Annotated in this window: 15 protein-coding genes; 10 read left to right on the top strand and 5 right to left on the bottom strand. The window is 71.2% G+C overall.

The window, feature by feature from the left end:
- The first annotated feature begins 96 nt into the window (after positions 1-96).
- Both ACIRON_RS09470 and ACIRON_RS09465 read left to right on the top strand, forming a co-directional pair.
- On the top strand, positions 97-1,425 hold the full coding sequence (locus tag ACIRON_RS09470) for an MFS transporter (protein WP_402992024.1): 1,329 nt from the start codon (positions 97-99) through the stop codon (positions 1,423-1,425).
- On the top strand, positions 1,422-1,988 hold the full coding sequence (locus ACIRON_RS09465) for a nuclear transport factor 2 family protein (RefSeq protein WP_402992022.1): 567 nt from the start codon (positions 1,422-1,424) through the stop codon (positions 1,986-1,988). Before ACIRON_RS09470 ends, ACIRON_RS09465 begins: the two co-directional genes overlap by 4 nt.
- Here the strand turns inward: ACIRON_RS09465 and ACIRON_RS09460 are convergent.
- The 5 genes from ACIRON_RS09460 to ACIRON_RS09440 form a co-directional block, all read right to left on the bottom strand.
- Positions 1,985-2,629, bottom strand: coding sequence for a response regulator transcription factor (locus tag ACIRON_RS09460; protein ID WP_402992020.1), 645 nt, complete (start codon positions 2,627-2,629; stop codon positions 1,985-1,987). The two genes, ACIRON_RS09465 and ACIRON_RS09460, sit on opposite strands and share 4 nt — an antisense overlap.
- A 17-nt stretch (positions 2,630-2,646) precedes the next feature.
- Positions 2,647-3,903 (bottom strand): amidase family protein, encoded by a 1,257-nt coding sequence (locus ACIRON_RS09455; RefSeq protein ID WP_402992017.1) that lies wholly within the window; start codon positions 3,901-3,903, stop codon positions 2,647-2,649.
- Positions 3,900-4,163 carry a hypothetical protein gene (locus ACIRON_RS09450; RefSeq protein ID WP_402992015.1) on the bottom strand — a complete coding sequence of 88 codons (264 nt, stop codon included), beginning with the start codon at positions 4,161-4,163 and terminating at the stop codon, positions 3,900-3,902. The genes ACIRON_RS09455 and ACIRON_RS09450 overlap by 4 nt, the downstream gene beginning before the upstream one ends.
- Before the next feature lie 14 nt (positions 4,164-4,177).
- The gene (locus tag ACIRON_RS09445) at positions 4,178-4,702 is read right to left on the bottom strand and encodes a flavin reductase (protein ID WP_402992012.1); all 525 of its coding nucleotides are present in this window, start codon (positions 4,700-4,702) and stop codon (positions 4,178-4,180) included.
- A gap of 70 nt (positions 4,703-4,772) precedes the next feature.
- Complete coding sequence (locus ACIRON_RS09440) at positions 4,773-6,290, bottom strand: ATP-binding protein (protein WP_402992009.1); 1,518 nt, start codon at positions 6,288-6,290, stop codon at positions 4,773-4,775.
- Between the two features lie 176 nt (positions 6,291-6,466).
- On the opposite strand from ACIRON_RS09440, the gene ACIRON_RS09435 reads away from it, so the two are divergent.
- The 8 genes from ACIRON_RS09435 (at position 6,467) to ACIRON_RS09400 (ending at position 14,722) form a co-directional block, all read left to right on the top strand.
- Complete coding sequence (locus ACIRON_RS09435; RefSeq protein WP_402992006.1) at positions 6,467-7,612, top strand: acyl-CoA dehydrogenase family protein; 1,146 nt, start codon at positions 6,467-6,469, stop codon at positions 7,610-7,612.
- 28 nt (positions 7,613-7,640) lie between these two features.
- Complete coding sequence (locus tag ACIRON_RS09430) at positions 7,641-8,033, top strand: hypothetical protein (protein ID WP_091048142.1); 393 nt, start codon at positions 7,641-7,643, stop codon at positions 8,031-8,033.
- The gene (locus ACIRON_RS09425) at positions 8,030-9,328 is read left to right on the top strand and encodes a Rieske 2Fe-2S domain-containing protein (protein ID WP_402992003.1); all 1,299 of its coding nucleotides are present in this window, start codon (positions 8,030-8,032) and stop codon (positions 9,326-9,328) included. Before ACIRON_RS09430 ends, ACIRON_RS09425 begins: the two co-directional genes overlap by 4 nt.
- Positions 9,321-9,863 carry an aromatic-ring-hydroxylating dioxygenase subunit beta gene (locus ACIRON_RS09420; protein WP_402992000.1) on the top strand — a complete coding sequence of 181 codons (543 nt, stop codon included), beginning with the start codon at positions 9,321-9,323 and terminating at the stop codon, positions 9,861-9,863. Before ACIRON_RS09425 ends, ACIRON_RS09420 begins: the two co-directional genes overlap by 8 nt.
- Entirely contained in the window at positions 9,860-10,606 is a 747-nt protein-coding gene (locus ACIRON_RS09415; RefSeq protein ID WP_402991997.1) for an SDR family NAD(P)-dependent oxidoreductase, read from the top strand. Before ACIRON_RS09420 ends, ACIRON_RS09415 begins: the two co-directional genes overlap by 4 nt.
- A gap of 31 nt (positions 10,607-10,637) precedes the next feature.
- A complete protein-coding gene (locus ACIRON_RS09410; RefSeq protein ID WP_402991994.1) occupies positions 10,638-11,588 on the top strand; it encodes a PDR/VanB family oxidoreductase in 951 nt (316 codons plus the stop codon).
- 144 nt (positions 11,589-11,732) lie between these two features.
- Positions 11,733-13,232 (top strand): GMC family oxidoreductase, encoded by a 1,500-nt coding sequence (locus ACIRON_RS09405; RefSeq protein ID WP_402991991.1) that lies wholly within the window; start codon positions 11,733-11,735, stop codon positions 13,230-13,232.
- Positions 13,233-13,270: 38 nt separating this feature from the next.
- Positions 13,271-14,722: an aldehyde dehydrogenase family protein gene (locus ACIRON_RS09400; RefSeq protein ID WP_402991988.1), complete on the top strand. Its 1,452-nt coding sequence runs from the start codon at positions 13,271-13,273 to the stop codon at positions 14,720-14,722.
- Positions 14,723-14,734: the final 12 nt, after the last annotated feature.

Raw genomic sequence — 14,734 nt, 5'->3', positions numbered from 1 at the left:
AAGGGATTCCCTCACCACGGGGCGAGACTCCTCCAATGGCCGGTTGACCTGCGCGATTCCTAGTGTGCTGTGGTCCACACCACACCAGGAGACCGCATGACCGACACCACGGCACCGGAACGCACCACCCCTGCCCAGACCAGACGACTGGCCATCGGCGCCGGCGCCGGGACATCGCTGGAGTTCTTCGACTTCTCGATCTACACCGTCGCCTCGGCGCTGGTCTTCCCGGCCGTCTTCTTCTCCGGGGACACCGATCCCTGGTTCGCCTCGTTCATGAGCCTGGCGACCTACACCCTCGGCTACGTCGTCGCGCCGCTCGGCGCCGTCGTGATGGGCTGGGTCGGCGACCGCCACGGCCGGCGGAAGGCCATGCTCATCACCTTCTACCTGATGGGCGGCGCCACCGTCCTGATGGGCCTGCTCCCGTCGTACGCCTCGATCGGGGTCGCCGCACCGGTCCTGCTGATCGTGCTGCGGATGGTGCACGGGTTCTCCCGCGGTGGCGAGCTCGGCGGCGCCTCCGTGCTGGCCGTCGAGCACGCCCCGATCACCCAGCGAGCCGCGTACGGCGCCTTCGTGGCGCTCGGCTCGCCCCTCGGCGCGCTCCTCGCGAACCTCGCGTTCGTGCTCGTCTTCTACCTGCCGGCCAGCGCCGTGCAGAGCTGGGGCTGGCGCATCCCGTTCCTCGCCGGCGCCCTGGTCCTCCTGGTGGGCATCTGGGCCCGGCGCGCGCTCGAGGAGTCGCCGGTGTTCCAGGAGCTGGCCTCCGAGCAGACGGCTGAGCAGATCGCCCGGATCCCGATCTGGAACGTCCTGCGTGACAACTGGCGCCGCCTGCTGCTGGCCGCCGGCGCCAACATGGGGCTCAACGCGGTGATGTTCGTCCTGGCCGGCTTCATGCTCTCCTACGCCGCCTCCCCCGCCCCGCAGGGACTCGGCCTCGAGATCAAGTCGGTCCTGTGGTGCACGCTGCCCGGTCTCGCCCTGCACGCCGTCACCGTCGTGGCCGGGGCGAGGCTCTCGGACCGTCTCGGGCGCAAGCCGGTGATGCTCGCCGGCGCGGTGGCCGTCCTGGCGTACATGCTGGTCCTCTTCCCCATCGCCCAGCAGGGGACGCTGGCCTCGTGGGCGCTCGCCATCGCCGGCGGCTTCCTGCTGACCGGCTTCCTGTTCGGTCCGCTCATCACCTACCTCACCGAGCTGTTCACCCCGGAGCAGCGCCAGTCCGGTGCCGGGCTCGCCTACCAGGTCGGCGCGGTGCTGGGTGGTGGTCTCTCCCCCTCGATCGCCAACCGGCTCATCGAATGGACCGGCCAGGCGTCCTCGGTCGGCTACTACCTGGCCGCCGGGATGGCCGTGACCGTGGTGTGCCTGCTGGTGCTCCCCGAGACCGCGCCGGTCCGGACGAGGACGGGTCGATGAGCGACGAGCTGGAGGCGCTGCGGCGCCGGGTGGCGGTCCTGGAGGCGGAGGCGGAGATCCGCCGCCTCCAGGCCCGCTACATGTTCCTGTGCGACACTCCCTGCCCCGAGGCGGGCGTGTCCGACGATGCCCGGCGCATCGATCTCGTCATGGATCTCTACGCCCATGACGCCGTCTGGGAGGGCGTCGGGGAGTACTACGACGGCCAGTTCGGCCGGGCGGAGGGTCATGACCAGATCCGGGCCCACTTCGAGCGGTTCTGGTCGCCCGAGCGGACCCCGGCCCTGGTGCTGAACGCCCACTACCTGACCTCGGAGCAGCTCCACGTCGACGGCGACCGCGCCGAGGGGCAGTGGATCCACATGCAGCCCTGGCTGTACGCCGACGGCACCGCGCTGCTGCGCTCGAGCCGGCTCAACAACGCCTTCCGGCGCGAAGTCGACGGTCGATGGCTGATCACGCGCACGCGCACCGAGAACGTGTTCGTCGCGCCGCTGCCCGACGGCTTCGCCTCGGCGTACCCGTCGACGTCGGTGCTGATGGATCCGCCGCAGCGGGACTAGATGGTGACGCGGTACTGAAGGACGTCCCGGACGAGGGTGCCGAGGCTCTCGGCCTCGGTCTTCGCCTTGATCCGGGCCCGGTGCACGTCCACCGTCTTGACGCTGGTCCCGAGCTGGCGCGCGATGTGCTGGCTCGGGAGCCCGGCGACGACGAGGCGGAGCACCTCGCGCTCTCGCGGGGTGAGGGAGTCGATCCGGGCGGAGACGGCACGGCGGCACCGGTCCTCGGCGAAGCGCCGGGCCGCGACCGCCAGGTGCTCCTGGACGACCTCGAGCATCTTCTGCGGCTCGTAGGGCTTCTCCAGGAAGTCCACCGCGCCCTGGCGCAGGGCGCGCACCGACATCGGGATGTCGCCGTGGGCCGAGCAGAAGATCACCGGCGCGGGATACTCCCGCGCGACCAGCTGCTCCTGCAGCTGGAACCCGCTCAGCCCGGGCATCCGTACGTCGACGATGACGACGCTCGGCTCCTCCGGGTCCATCTCGTCGAGGAACGTCGGTGCGTCCGGGTAGATGAAGGCGGTGATGCCGACGCTCTCGAACAGGAACACCAGCGACTGCCGGAGGTCCTCGTCGTCATCGACGATGTGGACCACCGGAGCCACCGGGTCATCGGGCTGTGCGGAGTCGGACGGGTTCATGGGGCACCACCCTCACTCTAGGACCGGACCGATCCGGTCAGGTGTCGTTCCACCCAGGCAGCATGGCCGATCAGGTCGGTCTCGCCGCGGCCGGGGCCGATCAGCTGGACACCGAGCGGCAGCCCGTGGTCGTCGGTCAGTCCCGGGACGGTCACGGTCGGCAGGCCCATGGCCTGCCAGGCGCGGCTGAGCACCGGGTCGCCGGTGGCGTCCAGCCCGCGCGGGGCTGGCCCGGGAGCGGCTGGGCCGAGGATGACGTCGTAGGACGACAGCAGCCGGGCGACCATCTCCTCGCCGACGTCGACGACCTCGGACGCGGCCCGGTAGTCCACCAGGGACGTGGCGTCCCCGGTGCGGAGCAGCAGGGCGAGCTGCTCGCTGATCTCCTCGGCCCTGGCCAGCTCCGCGGCGCGCTCGCGGGCGGCCTCGAAGGCCATCACGACCGGGTGGGCGCGGGTCACGTCGGCGACGAGCCGCTCCTCGGGGAAGGTGTCCACGCTCGCCCCGGCCGTACGCAGCCGCTCGACCGCCGCGGCGAGCGCGGCCCGCATGGGCTCCTCGACGACGTCGAGCGGGTCGGCGGTCCAGAGCAGGATCCGGGGCGGACCTCCGAGAGCGCCCAGGTCCGGGGCGCCGGTGAACGCCGACCAGGCGAGGGCGAGGTCGGACACCGAGCCGGCGATGACGCCGTGGCTGTCCAGGCTCGGGCTCAGGCCGGTGACCCCGGTGACCGGGAACCGGCCGTGGCTCATGACCAGCGACGCGACGCCGCAGTAGGAGGCGGGCCTGGTCACCGAGCCGGCGGTCTGCGAGCCGAGCGCCAACGGCACCTGGCCGGACGCGACGGCGGCCGCCGATCCGCTCGAGGAACCGCCCGGGGTGTGCCCCGGCGCCGCGGGGTTGGCGGTCGGGCCGGGCGCGAAGAAGGCGAACTCGGTGGTCACGGTCTTCCCCGCCGGGAGCGCGCCGGCGGCACGCCAGGCCGAGACGATCGCCGCATCGGCCTGCGCGGGCGAGGCGTCGGAACGCACCGCGGCGCCGCAGCGGGTCGGCAGCCCGGCCACGTCGATGATGTCCTTGACGCCGAGCGGGATGCCGCCGAGCGGTCCCGGTCCGGGCACCGGGGGCGGGTCGGCGAGAGCCACCCAGGCGCGCAGCGCAGGGTCGGTCTCCGCCACCCGCTCGCGGAACCTGGCCCAGACCGCGCCGGTCGTGGTCCGCCCGGCTCGCAGGTCCTCGACCAGCGCGCGCAGCGACCACGGGGCCGCGCTCACGCCTCGTCCTCCCAGGTCGCGTCGGCCTCCCAGTAGTCCATGCCGCTGGCGCTCACCGCGTGCCGCCACCCCGAGGTACGCCGCAACGACGGCTCGATCTGCGCGGTGACGTCGTCGGCGGCGTCGGGGCCGTCGGCCGGGACCTGCCAGTGGACCCAGTTGAGCTCACGGCCCTCGGCGTCGTGGACGAAGAGGTCGACGTGGCGCCAGCCGTAGCCGTGCGTGTCGTTGTAGCACATCAGTGTCGTCCGCTCGGTCATCTGCGTCCCCTGCCTCAGGCGCTCGCCGCGACCGGCGTCGCGGGTGTGATCCGGTGGAAGCCGCGTTGGAAGTAGAGCAGCGCGCCGGCCTCGTCGTGGACGCTGACGTGGTCGACCTCGACGAAGAGCACGGTGTGGGTGCCCTGGGTGAACTCGGCCCCGACGCGGCCGACCAGGACGGCCGCCGCATCCTCGAGCACCGGCACCCCGTGCCGGTCGTGGTCCCATGCCGGGAGCGCGAACCGCTCCTCCATCGAGAGCCCGGTCGCGCCCGCGAAGTGCATCGCGAGCTCCTCGTGCTGGCGGCCGAGGACGTTGATGGCGACCCGGCGGTTCGTACGGAAGATGTCGTGGGTGTAGCTGGACTGGTTGACACACACCAGCAGCGTCGGCGGTGTGTCGGTCACCGAGCACACCGCACTGACGGTTATCCCGGCCCGCCCGCTGACGCCGTCGGTGGTGACGACGTTCACGGCGGCCGACAGGTTCGCCATGGCGGCGCGGAATTCACGCTGGTTCGTGGTGAGCTCGTCGGACATGTCTCGACGTTATGCCGGGCTCACGGCGCCGAGATATCGAGAGTTCCACCCCGCCCGCTGAGGATTTCCCCTAGCTGGCCGGCTCCTCGGCCAGGGGCAGCGCGAAGCCGAAGCGGGACCCGCCGGCGTCGCGGTGCTCGGCCCAGATGCTGCCGTGCTGGCGGGTGATGATCCGGTGGCTCAGCGCGAGGCCGATCCCGCTGCCCGCCTCCTTGCTGGTGAACGACTCGGCGAACGGGTCGCGCACGAAGCCCCGGCCGTGGTCGTCCACGGTGACCACGCCCATCCCGTCGGTGGTCCGCACGGTGACCTCGATCCGGCGTACGTCCCGGTCGCAGGCGGTCATCTCGTCGATCGCGTTGAAGCACAGGTTCATCACCACCTGCCCGGTGAGCACCTGCTCGCAGCGGACGAGAACGGGGGCATCACCCAGCTCGACCTGCAGGTCCACGTCGCTCGCGGCCGCCCGGAGCCTGATGAAGTAGAGGCACTCGCGGACCACCTCGTTGAGGTCGACGACCTGCTCGACCTGCTCGAGGTGGCCGACGAACGAGCGCAGCGCGCTGACGATGCCGGTCGCGCGGTCGATCTGCCGGGCGGCGCTGTCCAGGCCGTACGCCACCTGGTCGGCGAAACGCTGCGGCAGCTCCCCCGCCTGGGCCAGCGAGCTCGCGCGACCGCGGATCCCGGCGATGAAGTTGCCGGCCGCCGCCAGCGGCTGGCCGAGCTCGTGCGCGATCGCCATGGCCATGTCGCCCATCGCGTTGTAGCGGGCGAGGTAGTTCTCGTGACGCAGCTCGAGCTCGCGCCGCGCCTCGCCCCGGACCCGCTCGGAGACGTCGTGCAGGATCATCAGGTAGGCGTCGACCTCCTGGACGCGCAGCCGCTCGATGCTCCCCTCCAGCCAGATGGTGCTCGCGCCGTCACCGAGCAGCTCGAGCTGGACCGGCCCGACCGGCGCCGCACCCGCCGCGGTGTCCTCCCACGACACCGGCAGACCACCTCGCCGCAGCCGCCCGTACGTCGTCAGCGGATGTCCCGCCGGCGGGTCGTCGTCACCGGTCAGACCGATGTAGCCGAGCGCCGTGTCGGTGGCGAAGCGGACGGCGCCCACCTCGTCCAGCATGAACGCGACGGTCGAGGTGTGACGCGCGAGCGCGTCGACGTAGGAGGTGGTCAGCTTCAGCTCGCGCTCGACCTCCTGCTCCCGGGCGATGTCGCGGAACTGCACCATGACGGCCGGCCCCTGGGCGAGCTCGACGCGGACGGCGATGGCGTCGGTCGGGATGATCCGCCCGGACCGGGACCGGTAGTGCCACTCGATCCGGCTGGACCCGAGCTCGACGGCGTCCTGGAGCCAGGCCCGGCCGAGGACCCGGTCGTACTGCTGCGCCGAGCTGCTCATGTGGTTGGCCTTGAGCGGCCGGATCTCGGCGACCGTGAACTCGAGCATGTCGCAGGCCGCGCGGTTGGCCCACAGGATGTTCTTCGTTCCGGCGTCGTGGATCAGCACGCACATGCTGGAGGCGTCCATCATCGCGACGAAGTCTTCGGTCACCAGCTCGGGTGCCGCGGAGTCGACCTGCATACCGGCCAGCGTAGGAGCGCACCGCGGCCTGCGGCAGCCCCCGCCTCACGGGAGCGCTGAAGAAATCCCCTACGCCCCTGGGAGGGAATCCCCCGGCACCGCAGGCAATGACCAATCGACGCTGCCCGGGCCCGAACCTAGCGTCGGGGGCAGACCCGATCGATGAGGAGCAACCGATGGTCCAGACCCAGGAGAGCCGCCCAGCGACGGTCCCGCTCGAGGACGTCCTGGTGGAGCTCACCAGCCGCCGGCAGGAGTTCCGCGACCAGCGCTATGTGTCGCGGGACTTCGTGGCCCGGCTCAAGGAGACCGGTATCTACCGGGCCTCGACACCGAAGCGGTTCGGCGGCGATCCGCTGCCGCCCGCGGAGTTCCTGAGGCGGATCGAGCGGATCTCGGCGGTGGACGGCTCCACCGGCTGGGTCGCGAGCTTCGGCTCGGCGCTGGTCTACCTCGCCGCCCTTCCGCTCGAGACCCAGGCCGAGCTCTACGCCGACGGCCCGGACGTGTGCTTCGCAGGCGGGCTGTTCCCCGTCCAGCACGCCGAGCCGACCGAGGCCGGCTTCCTGGTCGACGGCCGCTGGAAGTTCGCCAGCGGATGCATGGGCGCGGACATCCTCGGCGTCGGCATCCCCGGTGACGACTCGACGGCCGGCAAGCCGCGTACCGCACTGCTGCGGCCCGACCAGGTCGAGATCGTGCAGGAGTGGGACGTCGTCGGCATGAAGGGCACCGGCTCGTTCGACCTCGCCGTCGACCATGTCGAGGTGCCGCGCGAGTGGACTTTCATCCGCGGCGGCGAGCCGACCGTGGACGAGCCGCTCTACCGCTACCCCACCCTCGCGTACGCCGCCCAGGTGCTCGCCGTCGTCGGCGCCGGCGTCGCCCGGTCCGCCCTCGACTTCGCCACCGAGGTCGGGGCCGGACGTACCGGCGTCACCGGAGCACCGAAGCTGGCCGACCGCGCCTACTACCGGATCGGTCTGGCGGAGGCGGAGGCGAGCCTGCGCTCGGCCCGGGCGTACTTCTTCGAGGTCAGCGAGGAGACCTGGCAGACCGTCCTCGCCGGCGACCCGGCCACGAGCCGGCAGAACGCCCAGCTGCGTCTCTCCGCGACGCACCTCGCGAAGACGGCGGCCGAGGTCGTGAACCAGGTGATCCAACTGTCCGGCACCGGGGCGATCAGCACGGGCCATCCCCTGCAGTGGCTGCTCGGTGACGCCCTCGTCCCCCAGCAGCACGCATTCCTCGGCCCCGCGATGTACGACGCCGCCGGCGCCGTGCTGATGGGTCAGCCGCCCACCGTCCCCGGCTTCCAGTGAGCCACCCCTACCCGAGAGGAGACCGCCCGTGAGCACACCGCCGCTCCGCGTCCTGTTCTGCATCGGCATCAACCAGAACTTCTTCGACCTGCCCGAGGGCGGGGTCGAGCCCGGCGACGTCTGGACCGCGTTCGTCGGCCTGATGGACGGCATCAAGGCGCTGCCCGGGGTCGACTTCATCGGCGACATCGATGACGACTCCCACATGGTCGGCCCCTCCGACGGCTGGCCCTGGACCTGCTACCTGCTCTGCGACGTCGACGCCCAGGAGACGGTCAAGGAGGCCTGCGGCCTGCTGCGGACCATCACCGTCGGCACGAGCCCCTGGAAGCTGTGGAAGTTCGCCAAGATCGAGGCGCGGATCGGCCGCGCCCTCACCCCACGCGAGTACGAGGACCCCACGAAGGACGCAGCCCGATGACCACCGACTTCACGGCCGAGACCGTTCACGACCTGCCCCCTGCCGACCTGGTCCTCGACGACCGCGTCGCCGGGAGGATGTACACCGACCCGGTGATCTTCGAGCAGGAGATGACGAAGGTCTTCGAGAGCACCTGGGTCTGGGTCGCCCACGAGTCCGAGCTGCCGAAGTCCGGCAGCTTCAAGTCGACGTACGTCGGCAGGCAGCCGGTCATCGTGACCCGCGACCGCAAGGGCAACATCCACACGATGGTCAACCGGTGCCGGCACCGCGGTGCCTCGCTGTGCGAGCAGCGCACCGGCCACGCCAACGGCTTCACCTGCCCCTACCACGCGTGGTCCTACGGCCTCGACGGCCAGCTGCGCGGCATCCCGTACCCCGAGGGCTACGAGGGCGTGATGGACAAGTCCGGGCTCGGCCTGAAGAAGCTGCGTACCGAGTCCTACGGCGGCATGGTCTTCGCGACCTTCGCCGACGACGTCGAGCCGCTCGAGGACTTCCTCGGCGACGTGAAGGGCTGGATCGACCGGTTCATGGCCCAGGGCGGCGGCTACCCGATCAAGGTGATCGGCACCCACCAGTTCAAGTTCAAGGGCAACTGGAAGATCCAGCTCGAGAACACCACCGACGGCTACCACTTCCCGATCGTGCACCGCTCCTGGATGGCCTCGGTCGACGCCGAGACCGCCGAGATGATGTCGTTCATGACGGACCCGACGGCGGTCACGCACGACCTCGGCAACGGCCACTCGGTGATGCAGATGGTGCCCGAGCACTCCGACCTGGAGACCGACGACGGCAGCGAGCCGCTGCAGCCCCGGTTCGACCCGCTGGTCGCCGACCTGCGCGAGCGCGGGGTCGAGGAGGCCGAGATCCGCCGGCTGGTCCGGGCGGTGCACGGCACCGGGTTCAACCTCAACCTGTTCCCGAACGTGTCGATGTCGATCTCCTTCCTCCGCGTGCTCCGGCCGATCAGCGTGAACGAGACCTACATCGAGCACGTCGCCCTCGGCCCCGACGGCCCGGCCGAGATCGTGGACCCGGTCAACCGTGAGCGGCTGCGCGCCCACGAGCACTTCCAGGGCCCCTTCGGCTTCGGCACCCCGGACGACTCCGAGGGCTGGGACCGCGTCCAGCGCGGCGCCCAGGGCGCACCCGAGATGCCGATCATGGTCAACCGCGGCCTGGGCCGCGAGAAGCCGTCCGACCAGGGCTGGCCCACCAGCCACGTGACCGACGAGACCGGCATGCGTGCCGCGTACCAGCAGTGGAAGCAGATGATGAGCGATGACTGAGACCGTTCCTGAGACGGTTCTTGTGACCATGCCCGCCGCCCCGGTGCTGTCCGTGGCCGACCCGCGGGTGGTCCGAGCGATCGAGCTGATCTGGCGCGAGGCCGCCGTCCTCGACGCCAAGGACTACGAGACCTGGCAGGCGCTCTACAGCGACGACGCGGTCTACGTCATCCCGATCGACCGTGACGCCGAGTCCTTCGACGACATCTTGAACATGGTCTACGACGACGCCCGGATGCGGCGGCTGCGCGTGGCCCGGATGACCGAGGGCTTCGCCATCGCCGCCGTCGACGCCGCCACGACCGTACGCACGGTCTCCCGCTTCGTGCCGGCCGCCGTCTCCGACGAGGAGGTGTCGCTGCGCGCCGCCCAGGTCCTGGTCGCATACAAGCGCGGCGGCCATGACCTGTGGGCCGGCGACGTGGACCACGTGATCCGGCTCGGCGCGACCCCCGAGGAGGACCGGATCGTCCGCAAGGTCGTCCGCCTCGTCGACGCCGACGACGCGGTCCCCGCGGCCGGGTTCCTGCTGTGAGCGCCCAGGCACCGGTCGCCGTCGTCACCGGCGGCGCGACCGGTCTCGGCCGCGAGATCGCCCGCCGGCTGCACGCCGGCGGGCACCGGGTCGCGATCGCCGACATCTCTGCCGAGGCGGCCACCGAGCTCGCCGCCGAGCTCTCGGCGCAAGGACCCGACGCGCGGGCCTACACCGTGGACGTCGGTGAGCGGGCGGCCGTCGAGAAGCTGTACGCCGCGGTCGTGGCCGACCTCGGCAGCGTCGAGGTCCTCGTCAACAACGCCGCCCGTACCCAGGCACGGCCGCTGCTCGAGATCACCCCGGACGAGCTGGACCAGGTCATGCGGGTCAACCTCAACGGCACCTTCTACGCCTGCCAGGTCTTCGGGACCGCGATGGCCGAGACCGGCTACGGCCGGATCGTGAACATCGCCTCGCTGGCCGGCCAGAACGGCGGCACCGCCACCGGCGGGCACTACGCCTCCTCCAAGGGCGCGGTGCTGTCCGCGACGAAGGTCTTCGCCCGGGAGCTCGCGGCCCGCGGGGTCACGGTCAACGCGGTCTCCCCCGGACCCCAGGACAGCCCGATGGTCCGCGAGCTCCTCGGCGACGGGCTCGACGGGCTCGTGGCCGGCATCCCGGTCGGCCGCCTCGGGAGCATGCGCTTCATCGCCGACATGGTCGCCCTCCTCGCCTCACCGGACGCCGCGTCCGTCACCGGCGCCTGCTGGGACGCCAACGGCGGTCTCCACCTCCGCTGACCCGCACACCGAACACCACCAGGAGCACCCGATGACGAACATCGTCTTCCGTGTCGTCGACATCGCCGAGGAGGCACCGGACATCCGCACCCTGCGGATGGTGCGCGCCGACGGCCAGGCCCTCAAGCCCTATCCGGCGGGCTCGCACATCGACGTGGTCGGACCGACCGGCATGCTCCGCCAGTACTCGTTGTGCATGCCGCCGGACGATCCCGAGTCGATCCTCATCGCGGTCAAGCGGGAGCCCGCGTCGCGGGGCGGCTCGGCCGCGATCCACGAGGTCCGGGTCGGTGACCACCTCAAGGTGAGCAAGCCGCGCAACCTGCTCGCGGTCGCCGACGACGCCGACCGGCACGTCCTCGTCGCGGGCGGCATCGGCATCACGCCGCTGCTCTCGATGGCGTACGACCTGCACAGCCGTGGCGCGGAGTTCGAGCTCCACTACTTCGCCCGCTCGCGCGAGGAGGCCGCGTTCGTCGGCCTCCTGGAGAACCGCGCCGAGTTCCGCGACCGGGTCCGGATCCACCTCGGGGTGCCGCGCGCCGGGCACCCGGAGGTCCTCGCCGCTGTCGTCCCCGGGCTCACCGCCCGCAGCCACGTCTACACCTGTGGCCCGCAGGGCTTCATGGACCAGGTCGTCGCCACCTTCGCGGAGGCGGTCGGCGAGGCCCGGGTCCACCTGGAGAACTTCGTCGCCGCCGAGGTCGACACCAGCGAGGACCGCGCGTTCACCGTCGAGCTCGACACCGGCGAGACCTTCGATGTCCCGGCGGACCGCTCCATCCTCGGTGTGCTCGAGGACAACGGCGTCGAGGTCTTCAAGTCCTGCGAGGAAGGCGTCTGCGGATCCTGCGTCTCCGGCCTGCTGGAGGGCACCGTCGACCACCGCGACAACTGTCTCACCGCCACCGACCGGGAGAGCCAGCTGGCCCTCTGCGTCTCGCGCGCCACCAGCGACCGCCTGCTGATCGAGCTCTACTGACGTACGGGCGCCGGGGTCGGGGAAACCCTTAGCCGGCTGCACCTTGTCCCCATGGTGAGCCACCGCGCGCCACTTCTAGCGTGATCCTGCGCACCGCAGCACCTCTCTCGGACCCCCATCCGTTCATGTGACAGGAGCCGGCAGTTGACCACCGACATTCTCATCCTCGGAGCGGGAACCGCCGGCTCCGTCCTGACCCGACGCCTGCTGGACGCGGGGCTCCGGGTCACCCTCGTCGAGGCCGGCGGGATGGACACCAACCCGGCGGTCCACGACCTCTCCCGGGTGGGCGAACTGTGGGGCGGCCCGGAGAACTGGGGCTGGTCCAGTACGCCCCAGGCGCACGCCCAGGGCCGGCGGATCATGTCCCCACGCGGCAAGGTCGTCGGAGGCTCGGGCCAGCTCAACGGCACGATCTGGGTGCGCGGCACCGCCTGGGACTACGACGGCTGGGCCGAAGCCGGCAACAAGGGCTGGGCCTGGGACGAGGTGAGCCCGGTCTTCGACCGGATCGAGACGAACCTGGAGACCGGCGAGGGCTTCATGGACCGCGTGACGCCGGACCTCTCCCCCATCCAGCAGGCGATCATCGACTCCGCGGTCGCCACCGGCCTCCCGCTCGTGGAGGACTACAACACCGGCGACCAGGACGGCGTATCCCGGATGCAGCTGAACCTGCGTGACGGCAAGCGCCTCTCGACCTGGGCGGCGTACGTGCGCGACGTGCTCGACCATCCGAACCTCACGCTCCTCACCGGTGCGCTCGTCGATCGCGTCGTCGTCACCGACGGTCGTGCGACCGGCGCCGTCGTCGTCATCGACGGCGAGCGCCGCACGATCGAGGCGGATCGGATCGTCCTCGCCGCGGGAGCGCTCGCCTCACCCGGGGTGCTGCTGCGCAGCGGCATCGGTCCGGCGAAGGATCTCGAGGCGCTGGGCATCCCGGTCCTCGCCGACCTGCCGGGTGTGGGCGCGAACCTCCAGGACCACTGGCTGGTCCCGGTCATCTTCGGCACCGAGAAGCGCGAGATCGACCCGCCCCAGCCCTTCTGGCCGGTCACCCAGACCCACTGGTTCTGGAAGTCGGATCCGGCGCTTCCGGTCCCCGACACCCAGCCGATCAACTTCTCCATCCCGTTCTACTACGACCCGGAGATGACCGGTCCGCCGTCCGGCTTCACCCTGCACGCGGCCCTGATCCGGCCCCGGAGCACCGGAACCGTGTCGATCGCGAGCACCGACCCGGAGGTCGAGCCGCTCATCGACTACGGCGTGCTCAGCGACCCACGCGACGTCGCCGCCCTGGTCGCCTCCGTACGCCAGGTCCGCCGGGTCGCGGCCACCGGTCCCCTCGCCGAGGAGTGGGGAGCCCACGAGGTCCAGCCGGGACCCGGCACCGACGACAGCGACGAGGCCATCGAGGCCTGGGTTCGGCGCTCCGTGCAGACGTACCACCACCAGGTGGGCACCTGCCGGATGGGCACCGACGCCGACGCCGTCGTCTCCCCGGATCTCGCCGTCGTCGGCGTCGAGGGACTCATGGTGGCCGACGCCTCCGTGATGCCCGCGGTCACGACCGGCAACACCAACGCACCGACGGCGATGATCGCCGAACGTGCCGCCGACATCATCCTCGGCCGCTGACGCGGCCGTCATCCCACGTACTGACCAGGAGCACGCACATGACCACCACGCCCGACCTCACCACCGACCTCCTCCTCGGCGACGCCTTCGTCGCCGGGACCGGCGGCACCTTCACCTCGCTCAACCCGACGACCGGGGCGACGCTGGCCGAGATCTCCGCGGCCTCGGCCGAGGACGTCGACCGGGCGGTCGCCGCGGCGACCTCCGCGCTGCACGGGGACTGGGCCGCCGTACCCCCGTCCGGGAAGGCCGCCCTGATCCATCGGCTGGCCGATCTCGTCGAGCGTGACGCGTCCGTCCTGGCCGACCTCGACTCGCTCGACATGGGCGTCCCGAACGGGCTGGCCCAGATGCTGTTCGTGCCCAACCTGGTCGCCACGCTGCGCTACTACGCGGGCTGGGCGGACAAGATCAACGGCGAGCAGATCGGCAACGACGGCTACTTCGGTCGTCCGACCCACGCCTACACCCTGCGTCAGCCCGTCGGCGTGATCGCCGCGATCGTGCCCTGGAACGCGCCGCTGATGATCCTCGGCTGGAAGCTCGCCCCCGCCCTGGCCTGCGGAAACACGGTCATCATCAAGCCGGCCGAGGACGCCTCGCTCTCGATCCTCCACCTGGCGCGGCTGGTCGTGGAGGCCGGCTTCCCGGCAGGCGTCGTCCAGGTGCTGCCCGGCGAGGGGACGGTCACCGGGGCTGCCCTGGTCCGGCACCGGGGCGTGCACAAGGTCAGCTTCACCGGGTCGACCGAGGTCGGCCGGGAGATCCAGAAGGTCACCGCCGACACCTTCAAGCGCACCACTCTCGAGCTGGGCGGGAAGTCCGCGCAGATCGTCTGCGAGGACGCCGACCTGGACCTGGTGTTCCCGTCGATCGGCATGGGCGTCTTCGCGAACTCCGGCCAGACCTGCGCCGCCGGCAGCCGGGTGTTCGTCCACCGCTCCCTGTACGACGCCGTGCTGGACGGTCTCGGCGGCGCGGCCTCGTCGCAGGTGCTCGGCGACCCGTTCGCCCCGGAGACCACGCTCGGCCCGCTCGTCAGCGCGACCCAGCGTGACCGGGTCCTCGGCTACGTACAGAAGGGCTCCTCGGAGGGCGCCAAGCTGGTCGCCGGCGGCAAGGCCTTCGGGGACGCGGGCTTCTTCGTCGAACCGACCGTCTTCGCCGGCACCAACGAGATGACGATCGCTCGCGAGGAGATCTTCGGACCGGTCGCCACCGTCATCCCGTTCGACTCCGACGAGGAGGCGCTCGCTCTGGCCAACGACACCGACTACGGCCTGGCCGGCACGATCTACACCCGGGACCTCGCCCGGGCCCACACGATGTCGGCGGGACTCCAGGCCGGAGCCATCGGGGTCAACGGCTGGTCCCCGCTGATGCCCCAGCTTCCCTGGGGCGGCCTGAAGTCGTCGGGCGTCGGTCGCGAGTGCGGCTACGACGGGATCCTCGCCAACACCGAGAGCAAGACCGTCACCGTGGTGCTCTGATCGATGACGTTG

It is taken from the genome of Nocardioides sp. NPDC101246, from assembly GCF_044767415.1.
Lineage (GTDB): Bacteria > Actinomycetota > Actinomycetes > Propionibacteriales > Nocardioidaceae > Nocardioides.
The sequence above is the reverse complement of the archived record's forward strand: the minus strand, read 5'-3'. Positions and strand labels throughout refer to the sequence as shown.

Coding starts and splice junctions, on each gene's coding strand:
- ACIRON_RS09470 (WP_402992024.1), top strand. CDS start 97: ATGACCGACACCACGGCACCGGAACGCACCACCCCTGCCCAGACCAGA.
- ACIRON_RS09465 (WP_402992022.1), top strand. CDS start 1,422: ATGAGCGACGAGCTGGAGGCGCTGCGGCGCCGGGTGGCGGTCCTGGAG.
- ACIRON_RS09460 (WP_402992020.1), bottom strand. CDS start 2,629: ATGAACCCGTCCGACTCCGCACAGCCCGATGACCCGGTGGCTCCGGTG.
- ACIRON_RS09450 (WP_402992015.1), bottom strand. CDS start 4,163: ATGACCGAGCGGACGACACTGATGTGCTACAACGACACGCACGGCTAC.
- ACIRON_RS09445 (WP_402992012.1), bottom strand. CDS start 4,702: ATGTCCGACGAGCTCACCACGAACCAGCGTGAATTCCGCGCCGCCATG.
- ACIRON_RS09440 (WP_402992009.1), bottom strand. CDS start 6,290: ATGCAGGTCGACTCCGCGGCACCCGAGCTGGTGACCGAAGACTTCGTC.
- ACIRON_RS09435 (WP_402992006.1), top strand. CDS start 6,467: ATGGTCCAGACCCAGGAGAGCCGCCCAGCGACGGTCCCGCTCGAGGAC.
- ACIRON_RS09425 (WP_402992003.1), top strand. CDS start 8,030: ATGACCACCGACTTCACGGCCGAGACCGTTCACGACCTGCCCCCTGCC.
- ACIRON_RS09420 (WP_402992000.1), top strand. CDS start 9,321: ATGACTGAGACCGTTCCTGAGACGGTTCTTGTGACCATGCCCGCCGCC.
- ACIRON_RS09410 (WP_402991994.1), top strand. CDS start 10,638: ATGACGAACATCGTCTTCCGTGTCGTCGACATCGCCGAGGAGGCACCG.
- ACIRON_RS09400 (WP_402991988.1), top strand. CDS start 13,271: ATGACCACCACGCCCGACCTCACCACCGACCTCCTCCTCGGCGACGCC.